At 31.1% G+C, this 16,188-nt stretch carries 16 protein-coding genes; 13 read left to right on the top strand and 3 right to left on the bottom strand.

Translation table 11 applies throughout. The features are described 5' to 3' along the window. Nucleotides 1-78: 78 nt before the first annotated feature. Together ACI313_RS01270 and ACI313_RS01265 are read right to left on the bottom strand one after the other, a co-directional pair. Complete coding sequence (locus ACI313_RS01270; protein WP_439755090.1) at nt 79-948, bottom strand: putative manganese transporter; 870 nt, start codon at nt 946-948, stop codon at nt 79-81. A 63-nt stretch (nt 949-1,011) separates the two neighbouring features. Beyond that, complete coding sequence (locus ACI313_RS01265; protein ID WP_320608661.1) at nt 1,012-2,148, bottom strand: AI-2E family transporter; 1,137 nt, start codon at nt 2,146-2,148, stop codon at nt 1,012-1,014. A gap of 66 nt (nt 2,149-2,214) precedes the next feature. Here ACI313_RS01265 and ACI313_RS01260 point away from each other — a divergent pair, with 66 nt between their 5' ends. Genes ACI313_RS01260 through ACI313_RS01220 form a run of 9 tightly spaced genes read left to right on the top strand, consistent with a single transcriptional unit; the run spans nt 2,215 to nt 11,823 of the window. Further along, nucleotides 2,215-2,934, top strand: a complete 720-nt coding sequence (locus ACI313_RS01260) for an RNA methyltransferase (RefSeq protein ID WP_439755089.1) — start codon at nt 2,215-2,217, stop codon at nt 2,932-2,934. 31 nt (nt 2,935-2,965) lie between these two features. Beyond that, complete coding sequence (gene priA, locus ACI313_RS01255; RefSeq protein WP_439755088.1) at nt 2,966-5,080, top strand: replication restart helicase PriA; 2,115 nt, start codon at nt 2,966-2,968, stop codon at nt 5,078-5,080. Between the two features lies 1 nt (nt 5,081). After that, the gene (rsmB, locus tag ACI313_RS01250; RefSeq protein WP_320608664.1) at nt 5,082-6,287 is read left to right on the top strand and encodes a 16S rRNA (cytosine(967)-C(5))-methyltransferase RsmB; all 1,206 of its coding nucleotides are present in this window, start codon (nt 5,082-5,084) and stop codon (nt 6,285-6,287) included. Nucleotide 6,288: 1 nt separating this feature from the next. After that, the gene (rlmN, locus tag ACI313_RS01245; RefSeq protein ID WP_320608665.1) at nt 6,289-7,329 is read left to right on the top strand and encodes a 23S rRNA (adenine(2503)-C(2))-methyltransferase RlmN; all 1,041 of its coding nucleotides are present in this window, start codon (nt 6,289-6,291) and stop codon (nt 7,327-7,329) included. A gap of 1 nt (nt 7,330) precedes the next feature. After that, entirely contained in the window at nt 7,331-8,083 is a 753-nt protein-coding gene (locus tag ACI313_RS01240; RefSeq protein ID WP_320608666.1) for a Stp1/IreP family PP2C-type Ser/Thr phosphatase, read from the top strand. Beyond that, nucleotides 8,076-9,719 (top strand): Stk1 family PASTA domain-containing Ser/Thr kinase, encoded by a 1,644-nt coding sequence (gene pknB / locus ACI313_RS01235; RefSeq protein ID WP_320608667.1) that lies wholly within the window; start codon nt 8,076-8,078, stop codon nt 9,717-9,719. Before ACI313_RS01240 ends, pknB begins: the two co-directional genes overlap by 8 nt. After that, nucleotides 9,712-10,563, top strand: coding sequence for a ribosome small subunit-dependent GTPase A (rsgA, locus tag ACI313_RS01230; RefSeq protein ID WP_439755087.1), 852 nt, complete (start codon nt 9,712-9,714; stop codon nt 10,561-10,563). Before pknB ends, rsgA begins: the two co-directional genes overlap by 8 nt. A gap of 1 nt (nt 10,564) precedes the next feature. Beyond that, entirely contained in the window at nt 10,565-11,224 is a 660-nt protein-coding gene (gene rpe, locus ACI313_RS01225; RefSeq protein WP_320608669.1) for a ribulose-phosphate 3-epimerase, read from the top strand. Next, on the top strand, nt 11,221-11,823 hold the full coding sequence (locus tag ACI313_RS01220) for a thiamine diphosphokinase (RefSeq protein ID WP_320608670.1): 603 nt from the start codon (nt 11,221-11,223) through the stop codon (nt 11,821-11,823). The genes rpe and ACI313_RS01220 overlap by 4 nt, the downstream gene beginning before the upstream one ends. Before the next feature lie 34 nt (nt 11,824-11,857). On the opposite strand, the gene rpmB is transcribed toward ACI313_RS01220, so the two are convergent. Further along, entirely contained in the window at nt 11,858-12,037 is a 180-nt protein-coding gene (gene rpmB, locus ACI313_RS01215) for a 50S ribosomal protein L28 (protein WP_320608671.1), read from the bottom strand. Between the two features lie 140 nt (nt 12,038-12,177). Here rpmB and mraY point away from each other — a divergent pair, with 140 nt between their 5' ends. Genes mraY through ACI313_RS01195 form a run of 4 tightly spaced genes read left to right on the top strand, consistent with a single transcriptional unit; the run spans nt 12,178 to nt 16,165 of the window. Continuing rightward, nucleotides 12,178-13,140: a phospho-N-acetylmuramoyl-pentapeptide-transferase gene (gene mraY / locus ACI313_RS01210; RefSeq protein WP_320608672.1), complete on the top strand. Its 963-nt coding sequence runs from the start codon at nt 12,178-12,180 to the stop codon at nt 13,138-13,140. After that, nucleotides 13,141-14,457 carry a UDP-N-acetylmuramoyl-L-alanine--D-glutamate ligase gene (gene murD, locus ACI313_RS01205; RefSeq protein ID WP_320608673.1) on the top strand — a complete coding sequence of 439 codons (1,317 nt, stop codon included), beginning with the start codon at nt 13,141-13,143 and terminating at the stop codon, nt 14,455-14,457. 2 nt (nt 14,458-14,459) lie between these two features. Then, a complete protein-coding gene (locus ACI313_RS01200; protein WP_439755086.1) occupies nt 14,460-15,284 on the top strand; it encodes an undecaprenyl-diphosphate phosphatase in 825 nt (274 codons plus the stop codon). A 41-nt stretch (nt 15,285-15,325) separates the two neighbouring features. After that, a complete protein-coding gene (locus ACI313_RS01195; RefSeq protein ID WP_320608675.1) occupies nt 15,326-16,165 on the top strand; it encodes a tyrosine-type recombinase/integrase in 840 nt (279 codons plus the stop codon). Nucleotides 16,166-16,188: the final 23 nt, after the last annotated feature.

Raw genomic sequence — 16,188 nt, 5'->3', positions numbered from 1 at the left:
AATGAAGCTTCAATTTCTTAAAAATTAGCTTGATTTATATTATCTAATTTTTTTAAATAAAAAAGCCGTATGAACGGCTTAGATTAAGATAAATAACATACCAGCTATAATAGCAGTAATATATAAAATCACAAATACTTTTAATATTTCTTTTTTGGTTGCTCCATAACGTATCAAACAAACAAGACCCAATCCAGCATTTGTGATTAAACCAGCTAATAAAGAACCAAATGAGATTCCACCCATAGAAAATAATTGTGCCAAAACAACAGTAATAGCACAGTTGGGAATGAACCCAAATAAGGCTGTTAATAATGGTTGGAAAATTGAGTTTGTTAATAGAATACGCTCTAGACTTTCAATACCAATTCCTTCAATTAATAAAGTTAATACTAAAGATGTAATGAAAATAAATCCATAGATTTTTAATGTTCTTAATAAAGCACTAACTGGAAGAGGGTATTGAGTATAACAACAAGGACAAGCGTTATTTCCATCTTGTTCTTGTTCATCTTCTTCATATTCATCATCTTCCATTTCTTCGAAGTGAATGATTTTTTGTTTACGTTCAAGAATATAGTCAACAAAGTATCCAACGACAACTGCAATTATAAATTTAGAAATTAATAGTTGAATTAAAGATGAATACATTGAAGGATTTGATAATAAAATTGGGATGGCTTCATCACTTGTAGCAATCATGACAGCAATTAATGTTCCTAAGGTAATGTTTTTTTGTAAGAACAACATGCTTGCCAAGATACTAAAACCACATTGTGGAATTAATCCTACAATAGCTCCAAACAAAGGACCATATTTCTGTAAAGAATAAAACATGGAATCATCGGAACTGTCTTTTCTTTCAAATATTTCTAAAATACAATATGTTATATATAGAAGGGGAATCATCATCCATGTGTCATGGAGTATCTCTAAAATAATTTCCAAAATATCACCTCTGATTTATTGTACACAAATCTAAAAAAAAAGCAAAAAGAAAGACAACATCTATCACGATATTGTCTTTTTTCCTTTTAATTTGATTTCACAAATTTCTTTAATAGTGGCATAAATTAGTGCAAATACCGGAACTCCTAAAAACATACCAATTACCCCAAATAAACCACCACCAACGGTAACCGCGAATAAAATCCAGAAACCATTAATTCCTAACTGATCTCCTAATACAATTGGTTTGATGATATTTCCATCTATTTGTTGTAGAACGACAATGAAAATCGCAAATTCAATGGCATATAAAGGACGAATCAATAATAGTAAAATAATGACTGGAATAGCTCCTAAAAAAGGACCAAACACAGGAATAATGTTTGTGACTCCAATAATTAAACCAATCATTGGTGCATATGGCATTTTTAATATCAACATTCCAATGTAACAAACGACACCAACAATTAAAGAATCAAACAAACTACCGACGATATATTTTTCGAAAATAGTTTTGGCATCGTTAATCCATATACACAAATAATCAGAAATGCCTTCATCAAATACTAAATATGTGAATTTCTTCGCAAAACTTTGTACAGCTTCATGATCCATTAAAATATAAATTCCAGAAACAATGGCTAAAATGAAATCAAAGGCTCCGCTAATGATAGAATAAGAATAATTCGCAATCATTGGAATTGTCTTAGTGATATAAGAAGTTATTTTCCCAGTTAAATTAAAAGAATTAATAATTTGTTCTAATTGCGTAGAATCTAATTCCAAGTATTTGGCAAACTTATAGATTAATTCAACAAGCGTTTGTCCATATTCTCCTAAGTTTAATACGAAAATCTGTAGGGAATCAATAATGGCTGGAACCGAAATTGATAGGAATAACGCAATAAAAAGAATCGCACATATGAATACAATTAAAGTTGAAATTAAACGAATTTTTCGATTGGAAATATGATTTAACTTCATTTTCATTTTATGTTCTAACCATGCTTGTGGTTTATGTAACACAAAGGCAATGCCAGCTCCTAAAATAAAAGGAAGAAGTAAATTCAAACAAAATTTAATGACACTTAAAATTGTATCCATCTTTGTCAATATCAAAAAGACAAGTGCTACAATCAGTAAAGAAGATGAATAAACAATAATTTGTTTTTTCATTTCAGTTGTTATTTTTTGCTTCATATTTAAAACCTCGAATAAATTCTATCATAACTAGAAAAATAAATGTTAAGAAGTTATAATATTTTTATGAAGATTTTTTTTGAAGGAACAATTTCATGTAAAGCAATTCTAGAAGGCAATAAAAGACAATGTGATTGCTTATACGTTGATCGAAAGAAAAGAACTAAAGATTTTAGCTACATTATTCATCTTGCCAAAAAGAAGAACGTTGACATTCAATTTTGTTCACGAGAACAATTAGATGAGCTTTCACAGTCAACTAAACACGGAGGAATGTTATTAGAGGCAGGCAGTCAATGTAAACAAACATTAAATCAACAAATTAATGGATGGTTTTGTTATGTGGATGGGATTGAAGATCCATATAATTTAGGAAGTATATGTCGAACATTGTATGCAAGTGGATGTAATGCTTTAGTATTACCGAATAGAGATTGGAATTTTGCAGATGCTACAATTGTTAGAGCAAGTGCAGGTGCATTTGAAAAAATGGATATTTATTGGATAAATAATGAAAAAGAATTAGTGGATTATTTGAAAAAATACAATATTCCTTTATTGTGTGCACACAGAAAAGATGCGATTCCATTGTACGAATATAATTTTCCAGAACAATTCTGTGCTTGTGTTGGAGGTTCTTTTAGAGGATTGAGTTCATTATTAGTTTCAAATTCAACTCAAAATATAGTGATTCCTTATGGAAATGAAGTGAGAAATGCCCTTGATGCACCTAGTGCTATTTCGGTTATTTCCTTTGAGGTTTTAAGACAAAGAAATTGGCGTTAAAAGACGCCGATTTTTTGTTATAATAGATACTATGAAAATAAATGTTTATATTGAACAACAAGCACTTGAATTAAATAAACCATTTACTTATGAATGCGATGAAGACATATCGGTAGGATGTCGTGTTCGTGTTCCTTTTGGAAATAAAGAATACATTGGGATTGTGAATGAAATTCATGTGCAAAGTGATTATGACAAAATAAAAAAAGTAATAGAAGTGATTGATAAAACACCATTATTGAATGAAGAACTAATGGAATTGGCACAATGGATGTCGGATACATATGTTGCTCCTTTAATTGCGTGTTATAAAACAATGCTTCCTCCAGCTATGAAACCAAGTTCAAATAAAGCTAAAATTGTTTTTGAACAATGGGCATATCCTAAAGAAAGCGATGAATTATTGACTAAACATCAATTTGAATTATTATCGTCACTTTCTTTACCGATGAAGGCAAGTGAATATCGTAAACAATGTAAATCGTGTGCGAAAACTTTGATTGAAAAAGGATACATTGAACTTCGTGAAATTGAAAAAAATAGTATTGAAATTAAAAAAGGAAATGATACTTCTTTTTCTTTAACATCTCAACAAGCACAAGCCATTGATACGATTCTTACTTCTTCTGATTCTGTGTTCTTGCTTCATGGTGTAACAGGATCTGGAAAAACAGAAGTCTTTCTACAACTTGCTCAAAATGTATTGGATAGTGGCAAACAAGTTTTGTTCCTAGTTCCTGAAATTGGTTTAACACCAATGATGATTCAAAGAGTGTCGGCTCGTTTTGGCTCTAAAATTGCAATTTATCATTCGCAATTGAGTGCTCAAGAAAAATATAGTCAATATCAGCTTGTAAAGAATAATCAAGTTAACATTGTAGTAGGAACACGTTCAAGTGTCTTTATGCCTTTCTCTAATTTAGGCCTCATTTTAATGGATGAAGAACATGATTCTTCTTATAAACAAGACAATACCCCTAAATACGTTACAAAAGACATTGTATTAAAAAGAAGCCAGACACATCATTGTAAAGTGGTATTAGCTTCTGCTACGCCTTCACTTGATTCATATGCTCGTGCTTATAAAGGCGTATATAAATTAGTAACGCTAAGTCAAAGAATTAATCAAACAATGCCTAAAATTCAATTAATTGATATGAAAAAGGAACAAGCCATTTATGGTATTTCTAAAACGCTTCTAGATAAAATTAAATTATGTTTATCAAGAGACGAACAAGTTATTTTATTGTTAAATCGAAGAGGTTATTTACCAATTGTACAGTGTAGTTCATGTAAAGAAGTGCTGACATGTCCAGATTGTGGCATTGCCTTAACCTATCATAAAGCCGATCATTCTTGTATTTGTCATTGTTGTGGACGTGTCTTTTATTTCAATCAAGAATGTCCTAAATGCCATGGCCATGATTTCTTTCAAAGTGGAATGGGAACGGAAAAATTAGAAGAAAAAATTATTTCTTTGTTTCCGGATGCGAATGTGTATAGAATGGATGCCGATAGTACGCGAAAGAAAAATGCGCATGAAAAAATATTAAGTGAATTTGAAGAAAAAGGGGATATATTGATTGGAACCCAAATGGTTGCCAAGGGACTTGATTTTGCTAGAGTTACTTTAGTTGGAATTCTACAAGCTGATCAATCCTTGATTCGTTCGGATTTCTCATCTTCAGAAGTAAGTTATCAAATATTAGAACAAGCTAGTGGAAGAGCTGGTAGAAGCGATAAAGCTGGAGAGGTTTGTATTCAGACATTTGATCCTAATCATTTTGTTATGAAAAGTGTAATTTCTCATGATTATTTATCGTTCTTTAAAACGGAAATGAATTATCGACATTTAGGGAAATATCCTCCTTATGTCTATATGTGTACTTTGATTTTTTCTCATGCGAATTTAGAAAAAGTAGAACAAGTTGCTCAAAAACATAAAGAATACTTACATAATATAAAAGTACTCGGACCTATTCAAATTCATTCTCGAAAGCAGTGTTATCGCTTTCGTTTGGTGTTAAAATCAAATTCTAATGAATTTTTGAATGAAACGGTAAAAAAATGTGTAAAATATCATTCATCACTTAAAACTAATGTTAAAATGAATATAAATATGTATCCAAATCGATTGGAGGAGTAATATGCGTTATTGGGTTTACCAAGCTTTATGTGAAGTGATTTTAAAAGGAACGTATTCGAATTTATATTTAAAAAATCATCTTCATAAAGTGAAAGAAAAAGACCAGGCCCTAGCAACCAATATTTTTTATGGAACGATTCAAAATTTATCGTATTGTGAATATGTCTGGAAACAATATACAAATTCTAAAACAAGCAATCAAGTTGGTATTATATTATCAATGAGCGTTTATCAAATCTTATTTCTTGATAAAATACCAAAATATGCCATTATAAACGAAGCCATTGAACTTACTAAGAAAGTTCAACCAAAGGCAAGTGGTATGGTCAATGCGGTATTACGAAAAATTGATAAAGATAAAATTCAATATCCTTCAGATCCTTACATGAAATTAAGCGTTGAATATTCTTTGCCGGTTTGGTTAATAAAAATGTGGGCAAAACAATATGGAGATGAAAAAATGAGGGAAATGGTTCCGTATTGTAATCAAAGTATGCCAGTTTATGTTCGTTTTAATCCGAATTATAAAATTGAAACAGAATATGAAAATGTATGCGGAACATTGTATAAAACAAATTTAAATAAGATTTCTTCACTTCCATTGTATTCGCAAGGAAAAATATCGATTCAAGATGAAGGAAGCTATCAAATTTGTTTGTTTTTAGATGTTGAAGAAAACATGAATGTATTGGATTGTTGTGCAGCACCAGGTACTAAGTCAATGGCAATTGGAGAGTTAATGCATAATACAGGTCATATTGATTGTATTGAATTACATGAACATCGTAAAAAACTAATTGAACAAGACGTAAAACGATTGAAATTAAGTAACGTATCTTGTTTTTGTAAAGACGCAAGAGAATTAGATGACTTTGGTTTATATGATAGGGTATTGTGTGATGTACCTTGTAGTGGGTATGGAGTTCTTTCTAGAAAACCAGATATTAAATTAAGAATGAAACCTGAGGATATGGATTCATTAATTCCTTTGCAGCAACAAATCTTAGAAAGTGCATCGAAGCATTTAAGTGAACAGGGAATTTTAGTGTATTCAACTTGTACAATTAATAAAAAAGAAAATGAAAAACAAATAGAACAGTTTTTAAAGAATCATCCTGATTTTGAATGTGTAGAAGAAAAAACGATTTTTCCTGCGTTTCAAACAGATGGATTTTATATGGCAAAATTAAAGAGAATTAGAGGTTAATATGAGAAGTTTATATGATTTAAATTATGAGCAAATGCAGAATATGGCAGTTGAACATGGATGGAAACCATTCCGTGGTCATCAAATTTTTCAATGGTTATATCGTAATCGCGTCGATTCGATTGATGAAATGAGTAATTTGAGTAAAGAAACGCGTGAGGTGTTAAAAGCTGAATTTGAAATGAATCCATTGAAATTAATCAAAAAACAAGTTAGTAAAGATGGAACAACTAAATTCTTATTTCAAACAGAAGATGGATCTTTATTAGAAAGTGTTATGATGATTTTTGACTATGGAAGAAGTGTATGTGTTTCGAGTCAAGTTGGATGTAACATGGGATGTGCTTTTTGTGCAAGTGGACTAACAAAGAAAAAACGCGATTTGACAAGTGGAGAAATGGTTGCTCAAGTTGTTTATGTACAAAAAGAATTGGATACACGAAATGAAAGATTATCACATATTGTAGTAATGGGAACAGGGGAACCATTTGATAATTATGACAATGTAATGAATTTTCTATCTACGGTAAACCATGATCGTGGACTAGGTATTGGTTCACGTCATATTACGATTTCAACTTGTGGAGTTGTTCCTCGTATTTATGATTTTAGTAATGAACATACGCAATATAATTTAGCTATTAGTTTACATGCACCTAATAATGAGTTACGAAATCAATTGATGCCAATTAATAGAGCTTATTCATTAGAAGAATTAATGGAAGCTTTAGATTATTATTCTCAAGAAAATAATCGTCGTTTAACGTTTGAATATATTTTATTAAAAGGAGTCAATGATCAACCTGTTCATGCCAATCAATTAGCTAAACTTCTTAAAAATAAAAACGCTTATATTAATCTGATTCCATACAACAATGTCGATGAAAAACAATTTAAGAGCGTAAAATACGATGAAGCTATGGTGTTCTATGATATGTTGATGAAAAAAGGAGTTCGTTGTACTATTCGTAAAGAACATGGAAATGATATCGATGCTGCTTGTGGACAACTTCGTATTAAAGAAATAAGAAGGGAACAATAAAATGAGAGTTTTTGCGAATACAGATACAGGATTGGTTCGAAAAGTTAATGAAGACGATTATTGTGTATTTCAAAATAAAAATCAAGATTGGTTAGCTCTTGTATGTGATGGTATTGGTGGAAATCAAGCTGGAGAAGTGGCTAGTCACATGGTTGTTTCAACTTTACGTGATGCTTTTTTACAAGCTGATGAATTTAAAAAAGATTCACAAGTAAGTCTTTGGATTCATAAACAATTGAACAAGGCCAATGATTTAATTTTTGAAGAAAGTAAAAATAATGAAGGTCATAAAGGCATGGGAACCACTTGTGTAGGTGTCATTTTAACTAAAAAAGCAACTTATATCTTTAATGTAGGTGATTCTCGTATTTATGCGGATTATGATGATGGCTTAATTCAAATGAGTGAGGACCATACCGTGATTTCACAGCTTCTTCGTGAAGGTAAAATTTCATTCGATGAAGCGAAGAATCATATGCAAAAGAATACTTTAACTAATGCATTGGGAATTTGGCGTTTATTTCGAATTGATATTAATAAAATACAATCAAATTATAAGTATTTATTATTGTGTTCAGATGGACTTCATGGTTATGTACAACATGATAAAATTCAAGAAATTATTGAAGATGATAATTTAGAATTACATGAAAAAGTAAATCATTTGATTTTACAGGCTCGCCAAGCGGGTGGACTTGATAATTGCACCGTTGTGTTGTTTGACAATAACAGATTGGATGAAAAATATGATTAAAGTTATTTCAAATCGTTATGAAATTTTATCTTTAATTGGACAAGGTGGTATGGCGGATGTATATATGGCTCAAGATTTGATTTTAAATCGAATTGTGGCTATTAAAGTATTACGCGAAAAATTAAGTGAAGATGCTATGACCCTTGTTCGTTTTCAACGAGAAGCCAGTGCAGCAAGTCGGATTCATCATCCGAATGTTGTAGATATATATGATGTAGGTGAATACAATGGTATGCACTATATTGTAATGGAATATATTAAAGGTCATACGTTAAAACAATTAATAGCTAAGCGTGGGGCACTTCCTGAACAAGAAGCGCTTTATATCATGAAGCAATTAACTTCTGCGGTTTTATGTGCACATCAAGCGAATATTATTCATCGTGATATTAAACCCCAAAATGTTATAGTTAAAGATGATGGAACCGTTAAAATTACAGACTTTGGAATCGCAATTGCTTCGAATTCTGTACAATTAACTTCTAACAATACTGTTATGGGTTCTGCTCATTATTTAGCTCCTGAAACAACGCAGGGAAAAGAGCCTAATCAACAAGTGGATATTTATTCGCTTGGAATTGTCTTTTTTGAATTATTAAGTGGGTCAGTTCCTTATCGAGGAAGCAATCCCACTGAAATTGCACTTCGACATTTAAAAGATCCAATGCCATATATTCGTGACTATAATCCTAGTATTCACCAATCTGTTGAAAATATTATTTTAAAAGCAACAGCAAAAGATTTAGATGATCGGTATCATAGTTGTGAAGAAATGTTGTATGATTTGGATCATTGCATGGATTCAGAATATCAAAATGTTCGTCGTATTTCCTTTAATAAAAAAGTATCAAGTTTAGATTTAAAAGATGGCAATGTAGAAGTTGAATACGAAGAAGATAAAAAAATTCAAATGCGTCCAATTATCATTGGAGCCTTAATTGCCCTTGTTTGTGTGATTATTGTTGTTCTTGTACTATTAGTTAGTGGTATTTTACGTTTTCCAGGTTTTTTAGGATACGAAGAAATGCCAGATATCTTAGGCTTAAGTCAAGAACAGGCTGTTGAGGTATTAAAACAAGATCACTTCGATACAGATTTAATTGAGTATAAATACGAGGTTAGTGATGAATACGAAAAAGGACAAGTGATTTCATCTTCTTATGATACTGGGGATGTTGTTAAGGCGGATAAAGAATTTACAATTGTGATTTCAAAAGGACCTAGTTTTTTAATTGAAGATTATACGGGTTTATATATCAATGATGTTTTAGATGACTTTGCAGCAAAAGGAATTCAATTGAATGTCAATATTGAATATGAGGGAAAGAAAGATACCAATCCGGGTATCATTTTAGAACAAAAAGGATTAAAGATGGGACAAAGAATTGATCCAGATGCCAATGAAACAATTACTTTTGTGGTTTCGGATTATCCAACGATTACAATTACCAAAGATTTATTGGGTCGCGATGTTAATTATGTTAAAGAAGAATTAAATGAAATGGGAATTGCCGTGGTGACGCGTCCTGGGGTAAGTAATCCTCTTTATTTCACAGTAATTGATATTGATCCTCCAGTAGGAAGTACATATACACAGGAAGGGACAGATAGTGTTGTAACGCTATATTATGATTAAAATGGAAAAAGGAACAGTAATAAAAATTATTTCAAATCAATATACAATTGAATCGGAACTAGGTGAAATTGTAGCTAAACCAAGAGGTAAGATGCGATTGGATATGGCTCCTGTAGTAGGGGATGTAGTGAATTTTGAACAAGTTGAAGATTCGTATCGCATTGATTCAATTGAACCTAGAAAAAATCGTTTATTAAGACCTGCTATTGCCAACGTTGACCAAGCCTTAATTGTCACAAGTTTAAAAGATCCTGATTATTCTTGTCACTTGATGAATCGTTTGATTTTTCTTGTTTCATTGGCTAATGTAAAACCAGTTATCGTGGTTACAAAAATGGATTTAGTTGAAAATTCAGAAGAATTTGAACAGGAATTTGAGCAATATCGTAAAGCGGGATATGAGGTTTTATATTCATATCCTGGCTATAACGATGATAAATTAAAGGACTTGATTGAAGGGAAAATCAGCGTTTTATGTGGACAATCAGGAGCTGGTAAAAGTTCGCTATTGAATCGTTTAGACCCTACTTTCCAACTACAAACCCAAGAAATTTCTAAAGCATTGGGAAGAGGAAAACATACAACTCGTCATTGTCAACTTCATAGAGTTTGTGATGGTTGGGTAGCGGATACTCCTGGTTTTTCAAGCTTGGATTTTACGCGTTTAGATACATCGCATTTAGATGAGTGTATAATTGATTTTAAGCCTTATTTAAATCAATGTCGTTTCAAGGATTGCATTCATGTCAATGAACCAGGTTGTGCCATAAAAGAGGCTGTTGAACATAAATTAATTAATTTATCGATTTATGAGGATTATAAACAGATAAAGGAGAAAAAGTAGTATGAATGAAATTATAATTGCACCTTCTGTTCTTTCAATGGATTTTTCTAAGATGCAAGAACAGACAAAAGAATTAAATGAGTCAAAGGCAAAATGGCTTCATTTTGATGTTATGGATGGTCATTTTGTTAAGAACTTGACATTTGGAGCTTATATTTTAAATGGATTTAAAAAGACCTCAGATTTATATATGGATGTTCATTTAATGATGACAAATCCTATGGATTATATTGAAGATTTTAAAAACGCTGGAGCTAATCAAATTACTATCCATACAGAATCTTTTTCAAATGATGTTTCTAAACTTTCAGAAGCAATTAAAACCATTCATGATATGGGAATGGATGCCGGATTAACATTAAAACCTTCAACTGCCATAGAACCATTTGAGTGTTTATTAACTGAAATTGAAACATTCTTAGTTATGAGTGTGGAACCTGGATTTGGCGGTCAATCTTTTATGGAAGATCAACTTCAAAAAGTTCAATGGCTTAAAAAGAAAAGAGAAGAAAAAGGACTTTCATATCGTATTGAAATCGATGGTGGAATCAATGATAAAACGGCTATTAAGGCCATTGAAAGTGGTTGTGATACGCTAGTAGCGGGTTCTTATGTATTCAAAAATGGTATTAAACAAAGCATTGAAGGTTTATTAAAATGAGTACTTGTGTGTTAGTAACGCCTTTAGCTCAAAATATTCCATTTATTGAGGATGCTGATTATATTGGTGTTGATGCTGGGTGTTTACGCATTTTAGAGCAAAATTTATCTTTGTGCTATGCCATAGGTGATTTTGATTCGATGGATGAAAATCAATTAGAACAAATTAAACAAATTTGTGAAGTTGAAATTCATCCGGTGATGAAAGATGAAACGGATAGCGAGCTTGCTATCCGTAAGTTTTATAATCAATATGATAAAGTGATTTTATTTGGTGGTATTAAAGGAAGATTGGATCATACTTTATTGAATATTAGTTTATTGGTAAAGCGCTATCCGAAAGTGATTTTAATGGATGAAACGCAGAAAGTGATTTTATTGAAAAAAGGAAAACATATTCTTTCGAGTGATTATAAAAATGTTTCTTTTTTTGTGTTAGAAGAAAGTGAAATTTCTTTAAATGGGTTTCTATATGAATTAGATCATCGTCATGTGAGTGATAATGATTTATATTTAACTTCAAATTCTTTTGTTGAACAACAAGGTGTTGTAAACGTTTATGAAGGATGTTTGTTATGTGTTCAATCTAATGAAAAATAAAAAAAGCAGCAAATGCTGCTTTTTCATTGTGCAATTAAATAAGTCCTTTTTTCTTTAAAGTTCTTAATGTACGAGCACTAACGCGTTTCTTTTCTCCATTAATAGTAACTTGTTGTAAGTTAACATTCCATTTACGGCGTGTAGCACGTAAAGAGTGAGAACGTTTATTTCCAGTTAAAGGACCCTTACCAGATACTTCACATACTCTTGACATCCTGCTGTCCTCCTTTTTCTTATCATATTACGCAATCGCTTATTAATAATATCATCTCAATACTAATTTTTCAAGAATAAATTTAAGTTTGTTCATTGTTTATATTGATGTTATAATATATTTCAAAAGGAGATGCAATTATGATCTATTTTATCGGATTTTTGGTTACGTTGGTTTGTGTAATTTTAATAATGCCGAAAATGATTGATTTTTTACATAAAATTAAATTTGGACAAACAGAAAGAGAAGAAGGATTGGATTCTCATAAAAAGAAAAATGGAACACCAACTATGGGAGGAATTGCTTTCATTGTAGTTCCTGTTATTGTATATGGAATTTCTTGTTTAGTGGGATGGATGCAATTTGATTTAAATGCGGCTATTTTATTATTGGCTTTTGTGGGATATGGTCTAATTGGATTTATTGATGACTATATTATTGTTGTCAAAAAAGATAACACGGGATTAAAGCCTAAAACAAAGTTTCTTTTACAGTCTATTTTAGCAGTTGTATTTTTCTTGTTATATCGATCTAATTCAGAATTAAGCATATGGATTCCTATTTTAGACAAAACAATTTCATTAGGTTTCTTATATTTTATTTTAATATTTATTATGTTTACTGCTGAAACAAATGCGGTAAACTTAACAGATGGACTTGATGGACTATGTGCTGGACAAATGATTATTGCTCTTGTTCCATTTGTTTTCTTTGCGTTTAGACAAGGCGTAGATAATGTTGCTTATATATTATTGCTTGTCATTGCGGCTTTACTTGGATATTTAAAATTCAATAAACATCCTGCCCAAGTTTTTATGGGTGATACTGGTTCATTGGCTCTTGGTGGAATTTTTGCGGCAACGGGTATGGTCTTAAAACAAGAAATTTTATTAGTTATTATTGGATTTGTATTTGTTGTCGAAACACTTAGTGTTATGATTCAAGTTACTTATTATAAGAAAACAAAGAAAAGAATCTTTAAGATGGCTCCACTTCATCATCACTTTGAATTGAGTGGATGGACAGAGACACAAGTTGTACATAGATTTTGGCTAGCAGGTGTATTCTTTGCTGTTATTGGTCTAGTGATTGGAGTGATTTAGATGAGTAAAGTATTAGTAATTGGAGCTGCACGAAGTGGAATTGCGGTAAGTCGTTTGTTAAAGGAAAAAGGATATGAAGTTCTTTTAACGGATATGAAAACTGTTGAACAAAAGGCTGAATTAGAACAATTAGGAATTAAAGTCTATGACGAAGGACATCCTGATTTTCTAAAAAATACGGATTATGAATTTGTTGTAAAGAATCCGGGTATTCCTTATCGTGTTGAATTTATTCAATATTTTCTAAAGAATAATGTTCCTATTTATACAGAAATTGAAATTGCGTATCGTTTTTCTCCTAATTTCAAATATGGAGCGATTACAGGAACCGATGGTAAAACAACTATCACCACTTTACTTTATGAAATGTTGAAGAAAAACCAAAAGGCTCTTGTAGCTGGTAATATTGGAACACCTCTTTCGGAGTTGGTTTTAGAATATGGTGACCAAGAAAAAGATGTTGCTTTAGAATTGAGTAACTTCCAACTATTGGGAATGAATACTTTTAAACCGGTAGTATCAACGGTTTCAAATTTAGCACCAGATCATTTGGATTATATGGATAGTTTAGAAGAGTATTATTCTTCCAAAATGAAGATATATGAAAATTGTGATGCAAATGATTATTTTATTCGTAATGTAGATGATGTAAATGTTGTGAAATATGCTCAGAATATTCCTTGTCAAGTCATTGATTTTTCACTTTCTAGAACGGATGTAGATTTGTATTGTAAAGATCATTATGCATATTATAAGGATACTGTATTGTTTGATATTCGTGATTTAAAAATCGTTGGTCCATTCAATTGTGGAAATGCCATGATGGCTAGTTGTATGGCTTATTTAATGGGTGTTTCATTGAAAGATATCCAAGATGTAATCAAAAACTTCAAGGGAGTTGAGCATCGAATCGAATATGTTGCAACTATAGATGATGTACGATATTATAATGATACTAAAGCGACAAATACGCATGCAGCTTGTGCGGCTTTGTCTGCTTTTGAAGGGAATTTAATTTTACTATGTGGGGGAAAAGATAAACATATATCTTTTGATGATATGAAAGCGTATGATTCTAAAGTTAAGCATTGTTTTTCATTTGGACAGACGAAAGATAAATTCAAAGATATATTCACAAATCAGACTTCTTGTCAAACAATGGAAGAAGCCTTTAAAGAAGCAGTCACTATCGCAAAACCAGGGGATGTTGTGTTATTAAGTCCTGCTTGTTCGAGCTTTGATCAGTTTAAAAACTACGAAGTGCGTGGAGAAATCTATAAACAATATGTTTTAGATTATGCTAAGAAAAGGAGCTAAGAATGAGTTATATTGCGGATCTTATCAAAACGATTGTGCTTGGAATTATTCAAGGGATTACGGAATGGTTACCTATTAGTAGTACCGGGCATTTAATCTTGTTTGATAGTTTATGGCCTCTATCTCCGCCAGAATTCTTTTCTGTGTTTAAGGTTGTTATTCAATTCGGAAGTATTTTGGCCGTATTATTTCTTTATTTTAAAAAGTTGAATCCATTTGATTCTTCTAAATCACCTCAACAAAAGAAAGATACCTTTAGTTTATGGGGTAAAGTTATTGTGGGTGTGATTCCTGCTGGTATTATTGGTTTGTTACTAGACGATATCATTGATGGTTATTTATCAGCTAATTTTGTTATTGCGGTAACGTTAATCGCCTATGGTATTATCTTTATAATTGTAGAAAAACATCCTAAACCAGTCACAATTAAAAAATTAAGTGAACTTGACTATAAGACTTCGCTAAAAATTGGATTCTTCCAATGTCTTGCTTTGATTCCAGGGACATCACGATCTGGTGCTACTATATTAGGTGGCTTAAATTGTGGATGTTCACGTTATGTCGCAAGTGAGTTTTCTTTCTTTATTGCGATTCCTGTTATGGCAGGAGCAAGTTTATTAAAGATAGTAAAATATATTATGGGATTTGGGTTATTCACTTTCTGGCAAATTGTTTTACTTCTGTTAGGAACATTGATAAGTTTTATAGTTAGTGTTATTGCAATTCGTTCGTTATTGAATTATGTTAGAAAACATGATTTTACTATCTTTGGATATTATCGAATTGCCTTAGGTATTTTTGTACTATTATTTTTCTACATTTTATAGCGGTTAGACACCGCTTTTTTTATTTTAAGAAAGAGGTTATTATGGAAAATATTATATTATCAAATGAAATTATTGAAGAATTTAGACAATCTTTATTATTAGAAGAAAAGAGCACGGCTACGATTGAAAAGTACACTCGTGATACCCGTGCTTTTTTTAATTACACAAAAGAAGAAATAATCACTAAAGAAATGGTAATCAATTATAAACAGTATTTAATTGATCAAAAATATAAAATTAAATCCATTAATTCTATGATTGTAAGTGTTAACCATTTATTGTCATATCTAAGATTAAATGAATGTAAAGTCAAATCCATTCGTATCCAGAAACAAATCTATTGCACCGAAGATAAAGAATTAACCAAAGATGAGTATTATCGTTTATTAAAAGCATCACAAAAGAAACCTAAACTAAAACTAATCATGGAAACTATTTGTTCAACAGGAATAAGAATTTCTGAATTAAAGTATTTTACGATCGATGCGATTCAAAAAGGAGAAATTAATGTTTACTGTAAAGCGAAAATCAGATCCATATTAATTCCTAAAAAACTTCAAAAACTATTATTAAAATACGCTAAACAAAATCATATTGAATCCGGACAAGTATTTGTGACAAGAAATGGTACACCTGTGAATCGAAGCAATATCTGGCAACAAATGAAAAAACTATGCAAAGAAGCTAATGTACAAGAAAGTAAAGTATTTCCTCATAATCTTCGAAAATTATTTGCACGAACTTTTTATAATATAGAAAAAGATATTGCGAAATTAGCGGATATTTTAGGACACAGCACAATTGAAACAACTAGAATTTATATTATGTCAACAGGAACAGAACATAGAAAGAAAATAGAACAATTAAGACTAGTGGTATAGCTACATAATTTCTATTATGTAGT

This window comes from Floccifex sp. (assembly GCF_051873495.1).
Classification (GTDB): Bacteria; Bacillota_I; Bacilli_A; order Erysipelotrichales; family Erysipelotrichaceae; genus Floccifex.
This window is presented reverse-complemented; position numbering and strand designations above follow the sequence as displayed.